Source organism: Streptomyces sp. NPDC047043, from assembly GCF_040644055.1.
Taxonomy (GTDB): domain Bacteria; phylum Actinomycetota; class Actinomycetes; order Streptomycetales; family Streptomycetaceae; genus Streptomyces.
Genome location: NZ_JBEYVO010000002.1, coordinates 150,442 through 170,040, shown reverse-complemented (window position 1 = coordinate 170,040; position 19,599 = coordinate 150,442). Strand labels below are relative to the sequence as shown.

Sequence of the window (19,599 nt, the reverse complement as noted above, 5' to 3'; positions counted from 1 at the left end):
CTGACGTGATAAGACAGCGCGACATCGTGAACGGCGCGCACTTCGCCTTCACCGACCGGTGGGGCGGGGTGAGCGCCGTTCCGTACGAGGAGCTCAACCTCGGCGGAGCGGTCGGCGACGACCCCGACGCCGTACGGACCAATCGTGAGCTGGCCGCCAAGTCCCTTGGTCTGGAACCGGCTCGGGTGGTCTGGATGAACCAGGTGCACGGCGCGGACGCGGCGGTGGTGGACGGGCCCTGGGGCGACCGGCCCGTGCCGGAGGTCGACGCGATCGTCACCGTGCAGCGGGGTCTCGCCCTCGCCGTGCTCACCGCCGACTGCACCCCCGTTCTGCTGGCCGACCCGGTCGCCGGTGTCGTGGCCGCCGCCCACGCGGGCCGGCCCGGCATGATCGCCGGGATCGTCCCCGCCGCCGTACGGGCCATGACCGAACTCGGAGCAGAGCCGGGCCGGATCGTCGCCCGCACCGGACCCGCCGTCTGCGGCCGTTGCTACGAGGTGCCCGAGGCGATGCGCGCCGATGTGGCCGCCGTCGAGCCGGCGGCGCACGCCGAGACGAGCTGGGGTACTCCCGCGGTCGACGTGACCGCCGGAGTGCACGCGCAGCTCGAGCGGCTCGGGGTGCGCGACCGGGAGCAGTCGCCGGTGTGCACGCTGGAGTCGGCCGATCACTTCTCGTACCGACGCGATCGCACCACGGGGCGACTCGCGGGATATGTCTGGCTGGACTGATGGGGCATGACGGACCGTAAAGGCGAACTCGCCGCAAATCTGGCGAAAGTCGAGGAGCGCATCACGGCCGCGTGCACGGCGGCCGGGCGCAAGCGTGAAGAAGTGACCCTGATCGTGGTCACCAAGACCTATCCGGCCAGTGATGTGAGGATTCTGTCGCAGCTCGGTGTGCGTCACGTGGCCGAGAACCGGGACCAGGACGCGGCACCCAAGGCCGCCGAATGCTCGGATCTGCCGCTCACATGGCACTTTGTCGGTCAGTTGCAGACCAACAAGGTGCGTTCCGTGGCCGGTTATGCCGATGTGGTGCAGTCCGTCGACCGCGACCGGCTCGTCGGGGCGCTCTCGAAGGAGGCGGTACGGCAGGAGCGCGAACTCGGCTGCCTGATCCAGGTCGCGCTCGACGCGGACGAGAGCGGACGCGGGCAGCGCGGGGGCGTCGGGCCCGGCGGAATCGAAGAGTTGGGCGAGCTCGTCGCGCGGGCGCCAGGTCTGCGGCTGGACGGTCTGATGACCGTGGCGCCGCTCACCGGACCCTACGCGGGGCGCGAACTGGCGGCGTTCGAGCGGTTGATGGATTTGTCGACCGACCTGCGCCGAGCCCATCCGGCTGCGAACATGGTGTCGGCAGGAATGAGTGCGGACCTCGAACAGGCCGTGGCCGCCGGAGCGACACATGTACGCGTCGGTACCGCGGTACTCGGAGTCCGCCCCGGGCTCGGGTAACGTCGCCAGGAAGTCGGACCACAGCAGAAAATATGGTCAGTGCCGCCGAAGGCGGGCGCAACGACCTCGTGGATCGCGGGCACTTGGCAGTCGTCAGCCGATCCACCACAGAGCGGAGGACTCAGAGCATGGCCGGCGCGATGCGCAAGATGGCGGTCTACCTCGGCCTCGTGGAGGACGATGGGTACGACGGCCGGGGATTCGACCCCGATGACGACTTCGAGCCCGAACTGGACCCCGAGCCCGAGCGGGACCACCGACGGCACGAACCCTCCCACCAGTCGCACGTCGCACATCAGCCCCAAAGGGACGAAGAGGTGCGAATCGTGCAGTCGCCCGCGACACGCGAGCCGGTCGCACGTTCCGCTTCGCTACCCGCGGAATCCAGCCGTCCGGCGCGCATCGCGCCCGTGGCGTCCATCACACAAGAACGCGCAAGCCTGGAGAAGAACGCACCGGTGATCATGCCCAAGGTCGTGTCGGAACGAGAGCCGTACCGGATCACCACGCTTCACCCGCGGACCTACAACGAGGCCCGTACCATCGGGGAACACTTCCGTGAGGGCACCCCGGTGATCATGAATCTGACTGAGATGGATGACACAGACGCGAAGCGACTTGTCGACTTTGCGGCCGGTTTGGTGTTTGGTCTTCACGGCAGCATTGAGCGGGTGACGCAGAAGGTGTTCCTGTTGTCGCCTGCTAACGTCGATGTCACGGCGGAGGACAAGGCCCGTATCGCAGAGGGCGGGTTCTTCAACCAGAGCTGAGACGCTCGACCGGAAACCGCAGTACAAAGAAGTACCCAGCAGCACGGAAACAGGGGAGAGGGAAGCACCGAACATGGGCGTGGTCCTGGATGTCGTCTACATCGCGCTGATGTGCTTCCTCATCGTGCTCATCTTCCGGTTGGTCATGGACTACGTCTTCCAGTTCGCCCGCTCATGGCAGCCCGGCAAGGCGATGGTGGTCGTTCTGGAGGCCACCTACACTGTCACCGATCCACCGCTCAAGCTTCTGCGGCGGTTCATCCCGCCGCTGCGTCTCGGGGGCGTGGCGCTCGACCTGTCCTTCTTCGTACTGATGATCATCGTCTACATCCTGATCTCGATCGTGAGCCGGCTGTGAGCGATGTGACCTACCGTCTTGCCGATGCCGACGACTACGTTGAGGTGAAGAGATGCCGTTGACCCCCGAGGACGTGCGGAACAAGCAGTTCACGACCGTCCGCCTCCGAGAAGGCTATGACGAGGACGAGGTCGATGCCTTCCTCGATGAGGTCGAAGCCGAACTGACGCGCCTGCTCCGCGAGAACGAGGACCTGCGCGCCAAACTGGCTGCGGCCACGCGTGCTGCTGCCCAGAACCAGCAGAACATGCGCAAGCCCCCGGAGGGTCCCGGCGGTCCGCAGGATCAGCAGCAGGGCATGCCTCCGCAGGGCGGTATGCCGCAGCAGGGCATGCGAGGTCCGGGCGCTCCGGTGCCGGCCGGCATATCGGGCCCGCCGCAGCAGCAGATGGGTGGCCCCATGGGTGGTCCGCCCCAGCTGCCTAGCGGTGCCCCGCAGCTGCCCGCCGGTCCCGGCGGTGGTCAGGGTGGTCCGCAGGGTCCCGGTCCGATGGGCCAGGGTCCGATGGGGCAGGGCCCCATGGGCGGCCCGATGGGCGGCCAGCCCCCCATGCAGCAGCAGATGGGCGGCCCGATGGGTGGCCCCATGGGCGGCCCGATGGGCGGCCCCGGTCAGGGCCCCGGTGGCGACAGCGCCGCCCGTGTCCTCTCGCTGGCCCAGCAGACCGCCGACCAGGCGATCGCCGAGGCCCGTTCCGAGGCCAACAAGATCGTAGGCGAGGCGCGTTCGCGTGCCGAGGGTCTCGAGCGTGACGCTCGTGCCAAGGCCGACGCCCTTGAGCGGGACGCGCAGGAGAAGCACCGCGTCGCGATGGGCTCCCTGGAGTCCGCCCGCGCCACGCTGGAGCGCAAGGTTGAGGACCTGCGCGGCTTCGAGCGCGAGTACCGCACGCGCCTGAAGTCGTACCTCGAGTCCCAGCTGCGTCAGCTGGAGACCCAGGCCGACGACTCGCTGGCCCCGCCGCGGACCCCGGCGACCGCGTCGCTTCCGCCGTCCCCGGCGCCCTCGATGGCCCCGGCCGGCGCGAGCGCCCCGTCGTACGGCAACCCGACCATGGGTGGCCCGGCTCCCGCTGCTCCGTCCTACGGCGGTCAGCAGCAGATGTCCCCGGCGATGACCCAGCCCATGGCTCCGGTCCGCCCGCAGGGTCCGTCGCCGATGGGCCAGGCTCCCTCGCCGATGCGCGGGTTCCTGATCGACGAGGACGACAACTGACGGCCGCCACGGCCACTAGTACGCCGTAGGCGTCGGCAGCGTTCAACAGGGCGGGGCCCCGGAATTGATCCGGGGCCCCGCCCTTTTTGCGCGTGTTGATCGCCGCGCCGGTGGGAGCGTCGTACGGCCGCTGTTGGAGCGGCTGGGGCTCGGCTCTCTGCGGGCCGGCGGCGCACGCCGAGAGGGCCCGGCCCCCCCGCGGGGAGACCGGGCCCTCTTGGACTGTGTGCTCAGGCCTTGCGCAGGCGGAAGGTGAGGGACAGGCCCTCGTCGGTGAACGGGGCGCCGTAGCTGTCGTCCGCCTCGCCCTGGGCGAAGTCCGTTGCCAGGACCTCGTCGGCGATCAGGCCGGCGTGTTCGGTCAGCGCGGCGATGACCGCCGGGTCCGTGGAGGTCCAGCGCAGGGCGATGCGGTCGGCCACGTCGAGGCCGCTGTTCTTGCGGGCCTCCTGGATCAGGCGGATCGCGTCACGGGCGAGGCCCGCCTGGCGCAGCTCCTCGGTGATCTCCAGGTCGAGGGCGACCGTCGCGCCGGAGTCCGACGCCACCGACCAGCCTTCGCGCGGGGTCTCCGTGATGATCACCTCGTCGGGGGCGAGGGTGATCGTCTCGCCGTCGACCTCGACCGACGCGGTGCCCTCGCGCAGGGCGAGGGAGAGCGCGGCCGCATCCGCGTTCGCCACGGCCTTGGCGACGTCCTGGACGCGCTTGCCGAAACGCTTGCCCAGGGCGCGGAAGTTGGCCTTCGCGGTCGTGTCGACCAGGGAGCCGCCGACCTCGGAGAGCGACGCCAGGGATGTGACGTTCAGCTCCTCCGTGATCTGCGCGTGCAGTTCGCGGTCGAGGGACTCGAAACCGGCGGCCGCCACCAGTGCACGCGACAGCGGCTGGCGGGTCTTCACGCCCGACTCCGCGCGCGTGGCGCGGCCCAGCTCTACGAGACGGCGGACGAGGACCATCTGCTTCGACAGCTCGGGGTCGATCGCCGTGAGGTCCGCCTGGGGCCAGGAGGACAGGTGCACCGACTCCGGGGCGCCCGGGGTCACCGCCACGACCAGGTCCTGCCAGACCCGCTCGGTGATGAACGGGGTCAGCGGGGCCATCAGCTTGGTGACCGTCTCGACGACCTCGTGCAGGGTGCGCAGCGCCGCCTTGTCGCCCTGCCAGAAGCGGCGACGGGAGCGGCGGACGTACCAGTTGGAGAGATCGTCGACGAACGCCGACAGGAGCTTGCCGGCGCGCTGGGTGTCGTACGCCTCCAGGGCCTGTGTCACCTGGTCGGTGAGCGCGTGGAGTTCGGACAGCAGCCAGCGGTCCAGGAGCGGACGGTCCGCCGGGGCCGGATCGGCCTCGCTGGGCGCCCAGTTGGCGGTGCGCGCGTACAGGGCCTGGAAGGCGACCGTGTTCCAGTAGGTCAGCAACGTCTTGCGGACGACCTCCTGGATGGTGCCGTGGCCCACGCGGCGTGCCGCCCACGGGGAGCCGCCGGCCGCCATGAACCAGCGCACCGCGTCCGCGCCGTGCCGGTCCATCAGCGGGACCGGGTCCAGGGTGTTGCCCAGGTGCTTGGACATCTTGCGGCCGTCCTCGGCGAGGATGTGGCCGAGGCAGACCACGTTCTCGTACGAGGACTTGTCGAAGACCAGGGTGCCGACCGCCATCAGCGTGTAGAACCAGCCGCGGGTCTGGTCGATGGCCTCGCAGATGAACTGCGCCGGATAGCGGGACTCGAACAACTCCTTGTTCTTGTGCGGGTAGCCCCACTGCGCGAACGGCATCGAACCCGAGTCGTACCAGGCGTCGATGACCTCCGGCACGCGCGTGGCCGTCTTCTGGCACTTGGGGCAGGCGAAGGTGACGTCGTCGATGTAGGGGCGGTGCGGGTCCAGTTCGGACTGGTCGCTGCCCGTCAGCTCGGTGAGCTCCGCGCGGGAGCCGACGCAGGTGAGGTGGTCGTCCTCGCAGCGCCAGATCGGCAGCGGGGTGCCCCAGTAGCGGTTGCGGGACAGCGCCCAGTCGATGTTGTTGTTCAGCCAGTCGCCGTACCGGCCGTGCTTGACCGTGTCCGGGAACCAGTTGGTGTTCTCGTTCTCCTGCAGCAGGCGGTCCTTGACGGCCGTGGTGCGGATGTACCAGGACGGCTGCGCGTAGTAGAGGAGCGCGGTGTGGCAGCGCCAGCAGTGCGGGTAGCTGTGCTCGTACGGGATGTGCCGGAAGAGGAGGCCGCGCTGCTGGAGGTCCTCGGTGAGCTTTTCGTCCGCCTTCTTGAAGAAGACGCCGCCGACCAGGGGGACGTCCTCCTCGAACGTGCCGTCCGGAAGGACCGGGTTCACGACCGGCAGGCCGTAGGCGCGGCAGACCTTGAGGTCGTCCTCGCCGAAGGCGGGGGACTGGTGCACCAGGCCCGTACCGTCCTCGGTCGTGACGTACTCGGCGTTGACGACAAAATGCGCCTCGGCCGGGAACTCGACCAGCTCGAACGGTCGTTGATAGGTCCAGCGCTCCATTTCGGCGCCCGTGAAGGACTGGCCGGTGGTCTCCCAGCCCTCGCCGAGCGCCTTGGCGACGAGCGGCTCGGCGACGACGAGCTTCTCCTCGCCGTCGGTCGCGACGACGTAGGTGACCTCGGGGTGCGCGGCGACCGCCGTGTTGGACACCAGCGTCCAGGGGGTCGTCGTCCAGACCAGGAGCGCGGCTTCGCCGGCCAGCGGACCGGAGGTGAGGGGGAAACGGACGTACACGGACGGGTCGACGACCGTCTCGTAGCCCTGCGCCAGCTCGTGGTCCGACAGGCCCGTGCCGCAGCGCGGGCACCAGGGGGCGACGCGGTGGTCCTGGACCAGCAGGCCCTTGTCGAAGATCTCCCTGAGCGACCACCAGACCGACTCGATGTACTCGGGGTCCATCGTGCGGTACGGGTCGTTGAGGTCGGTCCAGTACCCCATGCGGGTCGTCAGGGCCTCGAAGGCGTCGGTGTGGCGGGTCACGGACTCGCGGCACTTGGCGTTGAACTCGGCGATGCCGTACGCCTCGATGTCCTTCTTGCCGCTGAAGCCGAGCTCCTTCTCGACCGCCAGCTCCACCGGGAGGCCGTGGCAGTCCCAGCCGGCCTTGCGGGCCACGTGGTGGCCGCGCATGGTGCGGAAGCGGGGGAAGACGTCCTTGAAGACGCGCGCCTCGATGTGGTGGGCGCCCGGCATGCCGTTGGCGGTGGGCGGGCCCTCGTAGAAGACCCACTCGGGGCGGCCCTCGGACTGCTCCAGGGTCTTGGCGAAGATCTTCTGCTCGCGCCAGAAGTCGAGCACGGCGTGCTCGAGCGCGGGCAGGTCGACCTGGGCGGGCACCTGGCGGTACGTCGGCGTTGTCATCAGCGAGCTTCCTCCGGCGGACTTGCTGCCTTCCGTCCGGAGGGACGAGAGCTGTCTTCTGTACGCCGGTTTCGGCGCGCTCCCGCGGTACCACCCTCCTTGGCTCTCCGGTGCATCCCGCGCCACGGTGAGCCCCCTCATTGGGGTCGCGATGCCGGTTCTACCGGCCGCTGCCTCTCGGCTGCGGCTTTCTTCCGGCGGCTCCGGGGTGATCTTCACGTCGCGCTCGCCCCCGGGCTTCCACCGCCCCCGGGTCGCTCTGGGCTGCGTACGGCGCTACTCGTCCCCATCCACGCTTTTCGCTCCGCCCAGTGTACGGCGCCGCGCAGACAGCGGCCGACCGGTTTTCGAGGCGCCGCTTGCGGGGGTGCCGTACGGACGGAGATGACCCGAATGGAGCGGTACGCGTGTTCGGATCCTGGGACGGACGGTCCGGCGGATTACCCCGCGGGGAGCTGGGCACAACGCATGCAGGCTTGCTCAGCGGCAGGTGCGAGCCGGGCGAATCGGGCGGTGTGCCCCGTTGCCGCGGGGCTGAAGTCGATTTATCGTCCCAGCACGATTCGCGTGCAAGATCACAATATGTGAAGGGGCCGCGGCCATGGTGGCGAAGAAGACCGCCGTACAGCAGTCGGCGTCCGGCAGGCCCACACAGGCCTCCGGCGATGCGGCCAAGGATGTGAGCGGGAAGAAGAGCGCGCGGGCGACTGCGCCGGCTGGGGCGGGGAAGCCGGTGAAGTCGGTGCGGGGGGTCGCGGGCGGGGGGAAGGCGGGCGCCTCTCGGGCGGACGGCAAGAGCAAGCAGACGGCTGCCGGGAGGAAGGCTGCCGCCGGGACGCCGACTGCTTCCGGTGCGGCTCCTTCGAAGAAGGCGGTCGAGGAGACGTCGGCGGAGAGATCCACGGGCACGGGGACGCAGGCCGCCGGGAGGAAGGGCTCGCCTGCCGGCGGGAGGGGGACGGCGGCCGGGGAGGACGTCGAGAAGACGGTTGCGAGGAAGGCGGCAGCCAAGAAGACCGCAGGTAAGAAGTCTGCAAGTAAGAAGGCCACAGGTAAGAAAAGCGCCGCCCTCGAGGATGTCGCCGAATCGGCCGGCGTCGAGCAGGACGCCGGCATGAAGGCCGCGGACGGGCAAGGCGCGAGCAAGAAGACGGCGGGCAAGAAGAACGTGGCTGCGAAGAGCGCGGCCGAAAAGAGGACGGCAGCAAAGAGCGCGGCAACGGAGCGTACGGGCAAGAAGAGCGCGGCGGCGAAGAAAAGCGCCGCCGCGAAGAGTGCGACCGGGAAAGGTGCGGCAGGCAAGAAGGGCGCTGTCGCCAAGAGTGCGGGCAAGAAGAGTACGGCCAAGAAGCTGGGTGCGGCTCAGGCCGCGGAGCAGACGGGAGCCACGACAGTGGTTGCGAAGAAGACTCCTGGCACGGCCACGGCGGCGAAGACCGCCGTACCCAAGGCGCGGATCGCGGCGGCCGTGGAGCCGGGCGAGCTCGCGGTGCGCCCCGGCGAGGACCCCTGGACCCCGGAGGAGGTCGAGGAGGCACGGGCCGAGCTGCAGTCCGAGGAGCAGCGGCTGCGTGACGAGATCACGTCGTCCGAGCAGGCCCTCCAGGGCCTGATGCGGGACTCCGGGGACGGCGCGGGCGACGACCAGGCGGACACCGGAGCCAAGAACATCACGCGCGAGCACGAGATGGCCCTCGCGGCCAACGCGCGCGAAATGCTCACCCAGACCGAGCACGCCCTGCAGCGGCTGGACGCGGGCACCTACGGTCTGTGCGAGAACTGCGGCAACCCGATCGGCAAGGCCCGTATGCAGGCCTTCCCGCGCGCCACCCTCTGCGTCGAGTGCAAGCAGAAGCAGGAACGCCGGTACTGAGGGCGTACGCGCGCGTGCCGTACCCTCGTCCTCAGTCAGGTACCTAGGTTGAGGGACTCACGTGGCAGAGGCGGAGCGCATCATCGGTACGCCGGATTCCCCAGGGGCGGCGGGGGCCGGACCGGAGCAGGACGAGACCGCGCGGCCCAAGGGCAAGCGCAAGATCGCCGTGCTGTTCGCGGTCGCCGCCTTCGCGTACCTGCTGGACCTGGGCAGCAAGCTGCTGGTGGTGGCCAAGCTGGAGCACCACGCGCCGATCCAGATCATCGGGGACTGGCTGAGGTTCGAGGCGATCCGCAACGCGGGCGCGGCCTTCGGCTTCGGCGAGGCCTTCACCGTGATCTTCACGATGATCGCGGCGGCCGTGATCGTGGTGATCGCCCGGCTCGCCCGCAAGCTCTACAGCCTGCCCTGGGCGATCGCACTCGGCCTGCTGCTGGGCGGTGCACTCGGCAACCTCACCGACCGGATCTTCCGCTCGCCCGGCGTCTTCGAGGGCGCGGTCGTCGACTTCATCGCCCCCAAGGGCTTCGCCGTCTTCAACCTGGCCGACTCGGCGATCGTCTGCGGCGGCATCCTGATCGTGCTGCTGTCCTTCAAGGGGCTCGACCCGGACGGCACCGTCCACAAGGACTGATCCCCGGCTTTCCACAGGCTCGTTCGGGCCTGACGGAGCCGTCCGGCATACTCGACGGGTGAGCACGATTCCCGAGATCCGCACCCTGCCCGTGCCCGACGGCCTGGAGGGCGAGCGCGTCGACGCCGCCATCTCCCGCATGTTCGGCTTCTCCCGTACGAAGGCCGCGGAGCTTGCCGCGGCGGGGAAGGTCACGGTCGACGGCTCGGTGGTCGGGAAGTCCGAGCGGGTGCACGGCGGGGCCTGGCTCGAGGTCGAGATGCCGCAGGCGCCCGCGCCCGTGCAGATCGTCGCGGAGCCGGTCGAGGGCATGGAGATCGTGTACGACGACGATGACGTGGTCGTGATCGTCAAGCCGGTCGGTGTCGCCGCCCACCCCAGCCCCGGCTGGACCGGGCCGACCGTCATCGGCGGTCTGGCGGCCGCCGGATACCGGATCTCCACCTCCGGTGCCGCCGAGCGCCAGGGCATCGTGCACCGGCTCGACGTCGGCACCTCGGGGCTGATGGCGGTCGCCAAGTCGGAGCGTGCGTACACCTCGCTCAAGCGCCAGTTCAAGGAGCGCACGGTCGACAAGCGCTACCACACGCTCGTCCAGGGCCACCCCGACCCGACCAGCGGCACCATCGACGCACCCATCGGCCGCCACCCCAACCACGACTACAAGTGGGCGGTCACGGCCGACGGAAAGCCCTCCGTCACGCACTACGACCTCATCGAGGCCTTCCGCGCCGCCTCGCTCCTCGACGTCAAGCTCGAGACCGGCCGCACCCACCAGATCCGCGTCCACATGGCCGCCCACCGCCATCCCTGCGTCGGCGACCTGACCTACGGCGCCGACCCGACGCTCGCCAAGCGGCTGCACCTGACCCGCCAGTGGCTGCACGCCGTGCGGCTCGGCTTCGAGCACCCCGGGGACGGTCAGTGGGTGGAGTTCGCCAGCGACTACCCGGCCGATCTGCAGAAGGCCCTGGACCAGGTCCGCGAGGAGACCTACGGATGAGCGGCACGCGCGCGTACGTGGTGCGGGTCGCCGAGGACCCCGCCGACCTGGAGGCCTGCTTCGCCGTACGCAAGGAGGTCTTCGTCGGCGAGCAGGGCGTGCCCGAGGATCTCGAGTACGACGAGTACGACGCCGTGGCCGTCCATGTGCTGGCCGTGCGCGAGGACGGGGTGCCGCTCGGCACCGGGCGGCTGCTGCACGGGGAGAAGGCTCTGGCCAAGGTCGACGGTGACCTGACGGTGGGGTCGCTGGGGCGGCTCGCCGTCGCCAAGGAGGCGCGCGGGCTGGGTGTCGGTATCGCCCTGGTGCGAGCCATCGAGGACGCGGCACGCGCGCGCGGGCTGGCGGCGGTGGATCTGCACGCGCAGACGCATGCGCTGGGGTTCTACGAGCGGCTGGGGTACGAGGCGTACGGGCCGGAATACCCGGAGGCGGGCATCCCGCACCGGGCGATGCGGCGCGCTCTCTAGAGCCTGTCCGGGAGCGGAAGAGGCTCGTGGGGAAGGCGGCGTGGCAGGCTTGATGTCTGCTGCCCTTACGTCGACCTTCCCGGAGTACTGACCGTGGATCAGTTGGCCCTGCTGTTCGTGCTGTTGCTCGGGGCCCTGGTGAGTGTCCCGGTCGGCGACCGGTTCGGGTTGCCGGCGCCGGTGCTGATGACGCTCCTCGGGATCGTCCTCGCCGTACTCGACTTCGTGCCGAACGTCGATGTGCCGCCGGATCTGATCCTGCCCCTGCTGCTCCCGCCGCTGCTGTACGCGGCCGTGCGGCGCACGTCCTGGCGGCAGTTCGCGGCCAATCGGCGGCCGATCTTCCTCCTGGCGGTGGCGCTGGTGTTCGTCACGACCGTGTGCGTGGCCGCCGTGGCGAACGCCATTGTGCCCGGGCTGCCGGTTGCCGCCGCGGTGGCGCTCGGTGCGCTGGTCGCGCCGCCCGACCCGGTCGCCGCGACCGCGGTCGCCGGGCAGTTGGGGCTGCCGCGCCGGCTCGTGTCCATCCTGGAGGGCGAGGGGCTGTTCAACGACGTGACGGCGATCGTGCTGTACCACGTGGCGATCGCAGCCGCCCTCAGCGGCAGCTTCACACCGGGGCGGGCCGCGCTCGACCTGGTGCTCTCCGCCGTGGTGGCCGTGGCGGTGGGGCTCGCCCTCGGCTGGGGCGCCAACAAGCTGATGGATCTGCTCGGCGACCCGACCCTGCAGATCGGCCTGACACTGCTCGTGCCGTACGCCTCGTACGTCCTCGCGGAGGAGCTGCACGGCTCCGGTGTGCTCGCCGTGCTCACGACCGCCCTGTTCCTCGCCGAGTACGCCACCGACCCCGACGACGTGATGACACGGCTGGCCGGGCACGCGTTCTGGGACATCGTCGACACGCTCGTCACGGGCGTCGCGTTCGGGCTGATCGGCCTCGAACTGCACAACGCGATCCGCACGGCGTCCGGGCGGTGGGGCGAGATGCTCGGCTGGGCGGGCGTGGTGCTGGCCGTGGTGGTCGTCGTACGGCTGCTCTATCTGATGCCGGCTACCTGGCTCACCAAGCGGCTGCACGCGAAGCGGGACCACGACGAGGACATCCCGATGAGCTGGCGGGAGACCGTCGTCATGTGGTGGTCGGGGATGCGGGGAGTGGCCTCGGTGGCGCTGGCGCTGGCCATTCCGCTGAAGACCGACGACGGTTCGCCCTTCCCCGACCGCGACGAGATCGTGTTCATCGCCTTCGGCGTGATCATGGGGACGCTGGTGCTGCAGGGGCTGACCCTGCCGTGGCTGGTCAGGCGGCTGGGGGTGCAGGCCGACACCGAGCGCGAGAAGGACTTCGAGAAGACGCTCGCCGTCCGCGCGGCCAAGGCGGCCAAACGGCGCCTGCGGGAGATCGAGGAGGTCGAGGAGCTGCCGGAGGAGCTGTCCGAGCAGATGCTGCGGCGGGCCTTCGACATCGGGGTGCGGATCAGCCCCGACATGGGCGACGAGGAACGGCGCGAGGCGCACGAACACCGGGTGCGCAGGCTGAAACGGGCGCGGCGGATCCAGGGCGAGATGCTGAGCGCGGCGCGGCACGAGGTGCTGGCGGCGCGCAGTGAGGCCGGGGCGGATCCGGAGATCGTGGACCGGGTGCTGCGCCATCTCGACGTGCGTAGTTTGCGGTGACCTTTCAAGTCCGTGAAGTGGTTCGACGCCGGTGGCTTCCCGTGCGTAGGGTCGGATCATGGCTCGTAATGTCGTGATCAGTGGTGGCGGTACGGGGATCGGGCTCGCGGCGGCGCATGTCTTCGCGGCGGACGGGGATCGGGTCCTGCTGCTCGGGCGGCGGGCCGAGGTGCTGGAGAAGGCCGCGGTGGCGGGGGCTTCGACCTACGCGGCCGATCTCAGTGAACCGGCCGCCGTGCGCGGGGTCGCCGACTTCGTGGCGCGGGAGTTCGGGACCGTGGACGTGCTGATCCACGGTGCCGGCGGCGCCGGGCATCTGGAGCCCGGGTCCGAGAGCGAAGATCCCCTCGACCGTGTCGCGCACAACTGGACCGTGAACTTCCGCATCAACACCCTGACCGCGGCCCTGCTGACCGAGGCGCTGAAGGACCGGCTCGCCTCGCCGGGCGGGCGGGTGCTGTTCGTCAGCTCGATCGCCGCCTACCGGGGGTCCGGCAGCGGGGCGTACGGCGGCGCCAAGGCGGCGCTGCATCCGTACGCCCATGACCTGGCCCGGGAGCTCGGGCCGCGCGGGGTCACCGCGAACGTGGTGGCGCCGGGCTACATCGAGGACACCGAGTTCTTCGGGCCGCAGATCGACCCCGCCCGGCGCGAGCGGCTCATCGCCGACACCTCGAACAAGCGGGCCGGTACGCCCGGGGACGTCGCCGCGACCCTGCACTGGCTCGCCTCCCCGGGCGCGGGACACGTCACCTCGCAGGTCATCCAGGTCAACGGCGGTGCGGAGCGCGGGCACTGAGGCCCGCGCACCTCTCGTACGGCCTTGGGGTCTGTCCGGCGGATCATGTCGGCGTCGCGGGGTCTGACACGCCCTCCCCCACTGCCTTGAAGGCGTGGGGGACCCCCAGCGGCGTTGTCGTCACTGGCCGACGCTCCGCGTCATTCCCTCCTCCGCCTTGCAGCTGCACGCTCCCCACGCTCGAGCAACCTCGCGCGGGGGCACAACCATGACCCCGCTCGGGGCGGCCAAGACGCGCCGTTCCCTGTAGCCGACCTGATCCGCCGGACAGGCCCTAGCCGCGGCCCGTCCTCGGCGGCTCGTGTGCGCGGCGCCGTGCGCCGTCCGGGGAGCCGTCGGGGGAGCCGTCGGGGGAGCGGCGGCTGAGGGGTATCGCGGCGTCCGCCGTGTTGACGCGGGGCAGGGCGTACGGGTGCTGCTCGTACAGCCAGCGGACCATCTGCTCGCGGACCGTGACCCGTACCGTCCATATGTCGTCAGCGTCCTTGGCCGTCACCAGGGCCCGCACCTGCATGGTGTTCGGGGTGGTGTCGGTGACGGCGAGGCCGTAGTCGCGGCCGTCCCAGGCCGGGCACTCGCGCAGGATGTCGCGCAGCCGCCCGCGCATCAGCTCCACCGGAGCCGAGTGGTCGAGGTGCCAGTAGACGATGCCGGTCATCTGGGTGCCGCCGCGGGACCAGTTCTCGAAGGGCTTCGAGGTGAAGTACGACACCGGCATGGTGATCCGGCGCTCGTCCCAGGTCCGCACGGTCAGGAACGTCAGCGTGATCTCCTCGACCGTGCCCCACTCGCCGTCCACCACGACCGTGTCGCCCAGGCGCACCATGTCGCCGAAGGCGATCTGCAGCCCGGCGAACATGTTGCTGAGCGTGGACTGGGCGGCGACACCGGCGACGATGCCGAGGATGCCGGCCGAGGCCAGCAGCGAGGCGCCCGCGGCGCGCATCGCCGGGAACGTCAGCAGCATCGCGGCCGCGGCCACCACCCCGACGATCGCGGAGACCACCCGCATGATCAGCGACACCTGGGTGCGCACACGCCGGACCCGGGCCGGGTCGCGGTGGGCGCGGGCGTAACGGCTGTAGGACGTTTCCACCACGGCCGCGGCGATACGGATCACCAGCCATGCCGCCGACCCGATCAGCACCAGGGTCAGCACCTGGCCGATGGCGACCCGGTGCTCCTCCAGCACCCTCGCCTCGTCGTACGACCCTCTGAGCAGGGCCGCGCAGAGCACGAGCTGGTAGGGGATGCGACCGCGGCGCAGCAGGCCCCACAGCGGGGTCTCGCCGTGCCGCTCGTCGGCCTTGCGCAGCAGCAGGTCGGTGCCCCAGCCGATGAGCAGCGTGAGCACCACCGAGCCGCCGATCACGGACATCGGGCGGAGTACGTTCTCCATGCCTGCGAACCTAACCGCCCTCGGGCGGTCATGAACATGTGACTTCGGGCTCGAAGTGGGTACGGCCGCCGGACGGCGTTGTCAGTACCGGCTGGCACCATGGCCTCATGAACATCATGCTCTTCCACTCGACCTTCGGCCCGAGGCCCGCGGTGCGCCAGGCCGCGGACCGGCTGCGCGACGCCGGGCACGAGGTGTGGACACCGGACCTCTTCGACGGGCGTACGTTCGAGACGGTCGAGGAGGGCATGGCCTTCAAGGACGAGATCGGCAAGGACGAGCTGCTGAAGAGAGCCGTGCTGGCCGCGGCGCCCTACTCGGAGCGGGGCCTGGTGTACGCCGGGTTCTCGCTCGGGGCCTCCATCGCGCAGACCCTCGCGCTGGGCGACGAGAAGGCCCGCGGCCTGCTGCTTCTGCACGGCACGTCGGACATCGCGCCGAACGCCACGGTCGACGACCTGCCGGTGCAGCTGCACGTGGCCGAGCCGGACCCGTTCGAGACGGACGACTGGCTGAGTGCCTGGTATCTCCAGATGGGCAGAGCCGGCGCGGACGTGGAGATCTACAGATACGCCGGAGCCGGCCACCTCTACACCGACCCCGAACTGCCGGACTACGACGAGGAGGCGGCCGAGGCCACCTGGCGGGTGGCGCTCGGCTTCCTCGAGACCCTCTAGGAGGCCGTCAGCACTCCTTCGGCGGGTGGACCTGCGAGGGGAAGTGCCCGGACCACACCCAGGCCGCCGGCTGGGAGTCGTAGATCCTGAACCACATCGCCCCCGAGGGGGTGTCGGTGGTCGAGCACGCGATCCGCAGGGTCGTGCCCCGCGGTTCCGTGCGGGTCCTCGTCGACGAGGACGTGGGCTTGGTGTATATGGGAGCGCTCTCCGCCGTGGTCAGATTGACGAAGGCCGGGGCAGCGGAGGCCGCCTGGGCCTGGGTGAAGCCGGCGAGTCCGGCCAGGGCCACGGTGGCCGCGAGCACTGCGGACTTCTTGAAGGCCTTTTGGGGGGTGGCCATGTGTCTCCAATCCTGAACAGCATTGACGGGCCGCCTCCATGACGGCCCGTCAGTCCCGTAGTGCCAACGCGGCATTATCGGAAATGTGATCGATTTTTGGCGACGGCTACACCGGGTCGTACGTCCGCTCGACCTTCTGCGTGCCCGTGCGGGTGCGGTACGAACGCACCCATGTCGAGGTCGCGTTGGCCTTCGTGCGGTCGGACAGGACGTAGTAGTCCATCTGCGCGCGGTCGGCGGTGATGTCCAGGACGCCGTAGCCGTGGCGGTCGGTGTCGACCCAGTGGACGTGCCGGTTGGCGGCCTTGATGATCGGCGAGGCGATCGCGGAGACGGTGCCCTCGGGGACCTTCACGATGTCGTCGAGGTTGTCGGAGGTCACCGAGGTGATGACGAACTCCGTGGCGGCCGAGGCCGACAGCGGGTACGTCCCGGCGTCCACCGGCACGTCGTTGGCCCACGCCATGTGGATGTCGCCGGTCAGGAAGACCGTGTTGCGGATCGCGTTCGAGGTCAGATGGGCCAGCAGTTCACGGCGGTCGTCGGTGTAGCCGTCCCACTGGTCGGTGTTGAGGGCGAGGCCCTCCTGCGGCAGGCCGAGCAGCTTGGCGAGCGGCTTGAGCAGGTCGGCGGAGAGGGAGCCGATGGCGAACGGCGAGATCATCACCGAGTTGCCGACCAGCCGCCAGGTGGTGTCGGAGGCCTTCAACCCGGCCTTCAGCCAGTCGAGTTGGGCGCGCCCGGTGATGGTGCGGTCCGGGTCGTCGACCGAGCCGGAGCCGGTGGACGCCTGCTGCGAGCGGAAGGAGCGCAGGTCCAGCAGCGACAGGTCGGCGAGCTTGCCGAAGCGCAGCCGGCGGTAGGTCGTGCCCGCGATCGCCGGGCGGACCGGCATCCACTCGAAGTAGGCCTGCTTGGCGGCCGCCTTGCGGTCGGTCCAGGTGCCCTCGGCGCCCTCGGTGTGGTTGACCGCGCCGCCCGACCAGGCGTTGTCGGCGAACTCGTGGTCGTCCCAGATCGCGACGACCGGCGCCTTGTGGTGCAGGGCCTGCAGATCCGGGTCGGTCTTGTACTTGCCGTGCCGGGTGCGGTAGTCGGCGAGCGTGATGATCTCGTTCGCCGGCGCGTGCGGGCGGACGACCGTGCCGCGGGCCGCGTACTCGCCCGACTTGTACTCGTAGATGTAGTCGCCGAGGTGCAGCCAGGCGTCCAGATCGCTGCGGGCCGCGAGATGGCGGTACGAAGCGAAGTAGCCGGCCTCCCAGTTGGCGCAGGAGACCACGCCGAAGCGCAGGCCGGTCACGGCAGCGTCCGCCGCCGGCGCGGTGCGGGTGCGCGCCACCGGGGAGTCCGTGCCGCCCGCGGAGAAGCGGAACCAGTAGTCGGTGGCCGGCTGCAGGCCCCGTATGTCCGCCTTGACGGTGTGGTCGGAGGCGGCGCTCGCCGTCGTCGAGCCCTTGGCGACGATGTTCGTCAGCGCCTTGTCCTTGGCGACGATCCAGCTGACCTCCGTGTCCGCACCGAGGCCGGAGCCGGGGACCGCGTCGGAGGTGGGCGTCACCCGTGTCCACAGCAGGATGCCGTCGGGCAGCGGGTCGCCGGAGGCCACGCCGTGCAGAAACTGCGGGGTCTCGGCGGCCGCGCGGGCGGGCAGCGCGGCGGCCAGCGGGCCGGCCAGGACAGCAGTGGCCGCCGCGGCCTTGACGACCGAACGGCGGCGTGGGGAAAGCGAATTGGCGCCCTCGGCCTGCGAGGCGGCGCTCCCGGGTGTTCTGTATCGACTGGTCACGAGCGATCAGGTTACTGATCGGTATGAACGAGAGCGGGCGAACTCGTAAAAGTTCGCCCGCTCTTCTCCCCGCAGTCGGTTACGGGGCCCGTTGCGCGGTCGGTTACTGACCTTCGGTTCAGGCCTTGAGGGCCGCGCCGACCACCTTGTTGAAGTCGGCCACCGTCAGGAGCGGGGTGCCGCCGTTGAGCTGCTTGCCGTCCATGACGAAGCCCGGGGTGCCGGTCACGCCGTCCTTGTTGTCGTCGAAGGTCTTCGACATGGCCATCGCCCAGGCGTCGTAGGTGCCCTTCTTGACCGCGGTCTGGAACTTCGTGTTGTCCTTCAGCGCGGGGACGGTCTGGGCGACCTTGATGAGGTAGCTGTCGTCCTTGAACTTGTCCTGCGTCTCGTCCGGGTGCCACTTCGTCGAGTACATCGCGGTCTTGTAGTCGAGGAAGGCCTGGTCGCTGACGTTGAGGGCGGCGCCCAGGGCGCTCAGCGCGTTCTTGGAGCCCTCGCCGTTGTCCTTGTTGTCGATGAACGTGGCGCCGACGTACTGGAACTTGTACTTGCCGGCGTCGAGGTCCTTCTTGAAGGTCGAGCCGACGGTCTGCTCGAACTGGGCGCACACGGGGCAGCGCGGGTCCTCGTAGATCTTGAGGGTCTTCTTGGCGCTCGCCTTGCCGATGACGACCGTCGTGCCGTCCTTGCCCGTGGTGTTGGCCGGCGCGACGACCTTGTCGTCCTTCACGGCCTCCCAGTGGGTGGGCTTGTTGGCCTGGACGACGGCATAACCTATGCCGCCCGCCGCCGCGAGAACGGCGACGACCGAGGCGGCGACGATGATCTGCCGCTTGGCCTTGGCCCGCTTGGCCTGGCGCTCGCGCTCGACCCGCAGCCGCTCCCGGGCCGCCGTCTTCGACGCCTGGCTGTTCCTCTTGCTCATCTCGATGCTCTCCATGTGGGACGCGCACATGCCGTACGCGGGATACGTGTGGGGGATTGCTTGTGCTCAGTGCTGCTCAGGCGGAAGCGACCGAGCACGGCGGTCCACGCCGTCCCAGGGAGTGCACGAGGATCCGGTCGCGGACGACCGCGGTAGTGAGGCCGAGACGCCGTACGCGCCGTACCGCCGAGGCGGGCCGGACGGTCACCGCGGCGACCGCGAGCAGGAGCGGCCGGAATGTCGTCGCGGCGACACTCCCCAGCAGCTGGGTCAGCGCCCGTTCGCCGCGGCGCAGCCAGGCGGCCGCGAGGAGGCCGACGCCCACGTGCGCGCCGAGCAGCAGCCAGGCGGTGCCCGGGTCGGCGTGGGCGAGCAGCGATGCCAGGCGGTCGGTGCCGGTGCCGGTCACCCGGGCCAGCGGGGTGCTCACCTGCGTGTTGCTGCCGCAGAGCAGGTCCCAGCCGACGGAGCGCAGAGGGCCGGCGACGGGGCCGCCCGCGCGGCCGTAGCAGACGTGCTGGCCGGTGGTGAAGACCGTGTCGGCGGCCAGCTCCAGCGGGATCAGCAGGGCGGCGATCCGCGCGAAGCCGCGCTCGCGGCCGGCCAGGGCGTAGGCGACCACGAACACGGTGGCGGCGACCGCGGCCACCGTGTTCAGCGGCAGCGGGACCCGCGACAGCAGCACGTGCGACGCGGTGCTGAGCGTCACGACCAAGGCCGTGAACAGCGCCGCGCGAAGCGCTCTGATGCGGGTCCCGGATATGTCCATAGCGTGGAGAGTCTGTCACGTGGGCCGGTAAGGGACCCCTAAAAGCTCGCTGTGAGATTA

Annotated in this window: 18 protein-coding genes; 12 read left to right on the top strand and 6 right to left on the bottom strand. The window is 70.1% G+C overall.

Annotated features, from left to right (window positions below):
* Positions 1-5: 5 nt before the first annotated feature.
* From pgeF to ABZ880_RS03825, 5 genes are all read left to right on the top strand, one after another.
* The gene (gene pgeF, locus ABZ880_RS03845) at positions 6-734 is read left to right on the top strand and encodes a peptidoglycan editing factor PgeF (RefSeq protein WP_361256347.1); all 729 of its coding nucleotides are present in this window, start codon (positions 6-8) and stop codon (positions 732-734) included.
* Between the two features lie 6 nt (positions 735-740).
* Positions 741-1,460 (top strand): YggS family pyridoxal phosphate-dependent enzyme, encoded by a 720-nt coding sequence (locus ABZ880_RS03840; protein WP_361256344.1) that lies wholly within the window; start codon positions 741-743, stop codon positions 1,458-1,460.
* A 128-nt stretch (positions 1,461-1,588) separates the two neighbouring features.
* Entirely contained in the window at positions 1,589-2,230 is a 642-nt protein-coding gene (gene sepF / locus ABZ880_RS03835) for a cell division protein SepF (RefSeq protein ID WP_361256341.1), read from the top strand.
* A 73-nt stretch (positions 2,231-2,303) separates the two neighbouring features.
* Positions 2,304-2,588 carry a YggT family protein gene (locus tag ABZ880_RS03830; RefSeq protein WP_067014924.1) on the top strand — a complete coding sequence of 95 codons (285 nt, stop codon included), beginning with the start codon at positions 2,304-2,306 and terminating at the stop codon, positions 2,586-2,588.
* A gap of 52 nt (positions 2,589-2,640) precedes the next feature.
* Positions 2,641-3,804, top strand: coding sequence for a DivIVA domain-containing protein (locus ABZ880_RS03825; RefSeq protein WP_361256337.1), 1,164 nt, complete (start codon positions 2,641-2,643; stop codon positions 3,802-3,804).
* Positions 3,805-4,034: 230 nt separating this feature from the next.
* On the opposite strand, the gene ileS is transcribed toward ABZ880_RS03825, so the two are convergent.
* A complete protein-coding gene (gene ileS, locus ABZ880_RS03820; protein ID WP_361256334.1) occupies positions 4,035-7,172 on the bottom strand; it encodes an isoleucine--tRNA ligase in 3,138 nt (1,045 codons plus the stop codon).
* A 601-nt stretch (positions 7,173-7,773) separates the two neighbouring features.
* On the opposite strand from ileS, the gene ABZ880_RS03815 reads away from it, so the two are divergent.
* From ABZ880_RS03815 to ABZ880_RS03790, 6 genes are all read left to right on the top strand, one after another.
* Complete coding sequence (locus tag ABZ880_RS03815) at positions 7,774-9,045, top strand: TraR/DksA family transcriptional regulator (RefSeq protein ID WP_361256331.1); 1,272 nt, start codon at positions 7,774-7,776, stop codon at positions 9,043-9,045.
* Positions 9,046-9,106: 61 nt separating this feature from the next.
* Positions 9,107-9,682: a signal peptidase II gene (gene lspA, locus ABZ880_RS03810; RefSeq protein ID WP_361256328.1), complete on the top strand. Its 576-nt coding sequence runs from the start codon at positions 9,107-9,109 to the stop codon at positions 9,680-9,682.
* A 58-nt stretch (positions 9,683-9,740) separates the two neighbouring features.
* Positions 9,741-10,685, top strand: coding sequence for an RluA family pseudouridine synthase (locus tag ABZ880_RS03805; RefSeq protein WP_361256326.1), 945 nt, complete (start codon positions 9,741-9,743; stop codon positions 10,683-10,685).
* On the top strand, positions 10,682-11,155 hold the full coding sequence (locus tag ABZ880_RS03800; RefSeq protein WP_361256323.1) for a GNAT family N-acetyltransferase: 474 nt from the start codon (positions 10,682-10,684) through the stop codon (positions 11,153-11,155). Before ABZ880_RS03805 ends, ABZ880_RS03800 begins: the two co-directional genes overlap by 4 nt.
* A 93-nt stretch (positions 11,156-11,248) precedes the next feature.
* Positions 11,249-12,835: a Na+/H+ antiporter gene (locus ABZ880_RS03795; RefSeq protein WP_361256320.1), complete on the top strand. Its 1,587-nt coding sequence runs from the start codon at positions 11,249-11,251 to the stop codon at positions 12,833-12,835.
* 58 nt (positions 12,836-12,893) lie between these two features.
* Positions 12,894-13,634, top strand: a complete 741-nt coding sequence (locus ABZ880_RS03790; protein ID WP_361256317.1) for an SDR family oxidoreductase — start codon at positions 12,894-12,896, stop codon at positions 13,632-13,634.
* Between the two features lie 274 nt (positions 13,635-13,908).
* Here the strand turns inward: ABZ880_RS03790 and ABZ880_RS03785 are convergent, their stop codons facing one another.
* A complete protein-coding gene (locus ABZ880_RS03785) occupies positions 13,909-15,033 on the bottom strand; it encodes a mechanosensitive ion channel domain-containing protein (protein WP_361256314.1) in 1,125 nt (374 codons plus the stop codon).
* A 107-nt stretch (positions 15,034-15,140) separates the two neighbouring features.
* Between ABZ880_RS03785 and ABZ880_RS03780 the strand changes: the two genes are divergently transcribed.
* Positions 15,141-15,710: a dienelactone hydrolase family protein gene (locus ABZ880_RS03780; RefSeq protein WP_361256311.1), complete on the top strand. Its 570-nt coding sequence runs from the start codon at positions 15,141-15,143 to the stop codon at positions 15,708-15,710.
* Positions 15,711-15,717: 7 nt separating this feature from the next.
* On the opposite strand, the gene ABZ880_RS03775 is transcribed toward ABZ880_RS03780, so the two are convergent.
* The 4 genes from ABZ880_RS03775 to ABZ880_RS03760 form a co-directional block, all read right to left on the bottom strand.
* Entirely contained in the window at positions 15,718-16,053 is a 336-nt protein-coding gene (locus tag ABZ880_RS03775; protein ID WP_361256308.1) for a hypothetical protein, read from the bottom strand.
* A 106-nt stretch (positions 16,054-16,159) separates the two neighbouring features.
* Positions 16,160-17,842: an alkaline phosphatase D family protein gene (locus tag ABZ880_RS03770; RefSeq protein WP_361256304.1), complete on the bottom strand. Its 1,683-nt coding sequence runs from the start codon at positions 17,840-17,842 to the stop codon at positions 16,160-16,162.
* 118 nt (positions 17,843-17,960) lie between these two features.
* A complete protein-coding gene (locus ABZ880_RS03765) occupies positions 17,961-18,770 on the bottom strand; it encodes a thioredoxin domain-containing protein (protein WP_361256301.1) in 810 nt (269 codons plus the stop codon).
* 76 nt (positions 18,771-18,846) lie between these two features.
* A complete protein-coding gene (locus ABZ880_RS03760; RefSeq protein WP_361256298.1) occupies positions 18,847-19,539 on the bottom strand; it encodes a hypothetical protein in 693 nt (230 codons plus the stop codon).
* Positions 19,540-19,599 lie beyond the last annotated feature (60 nt).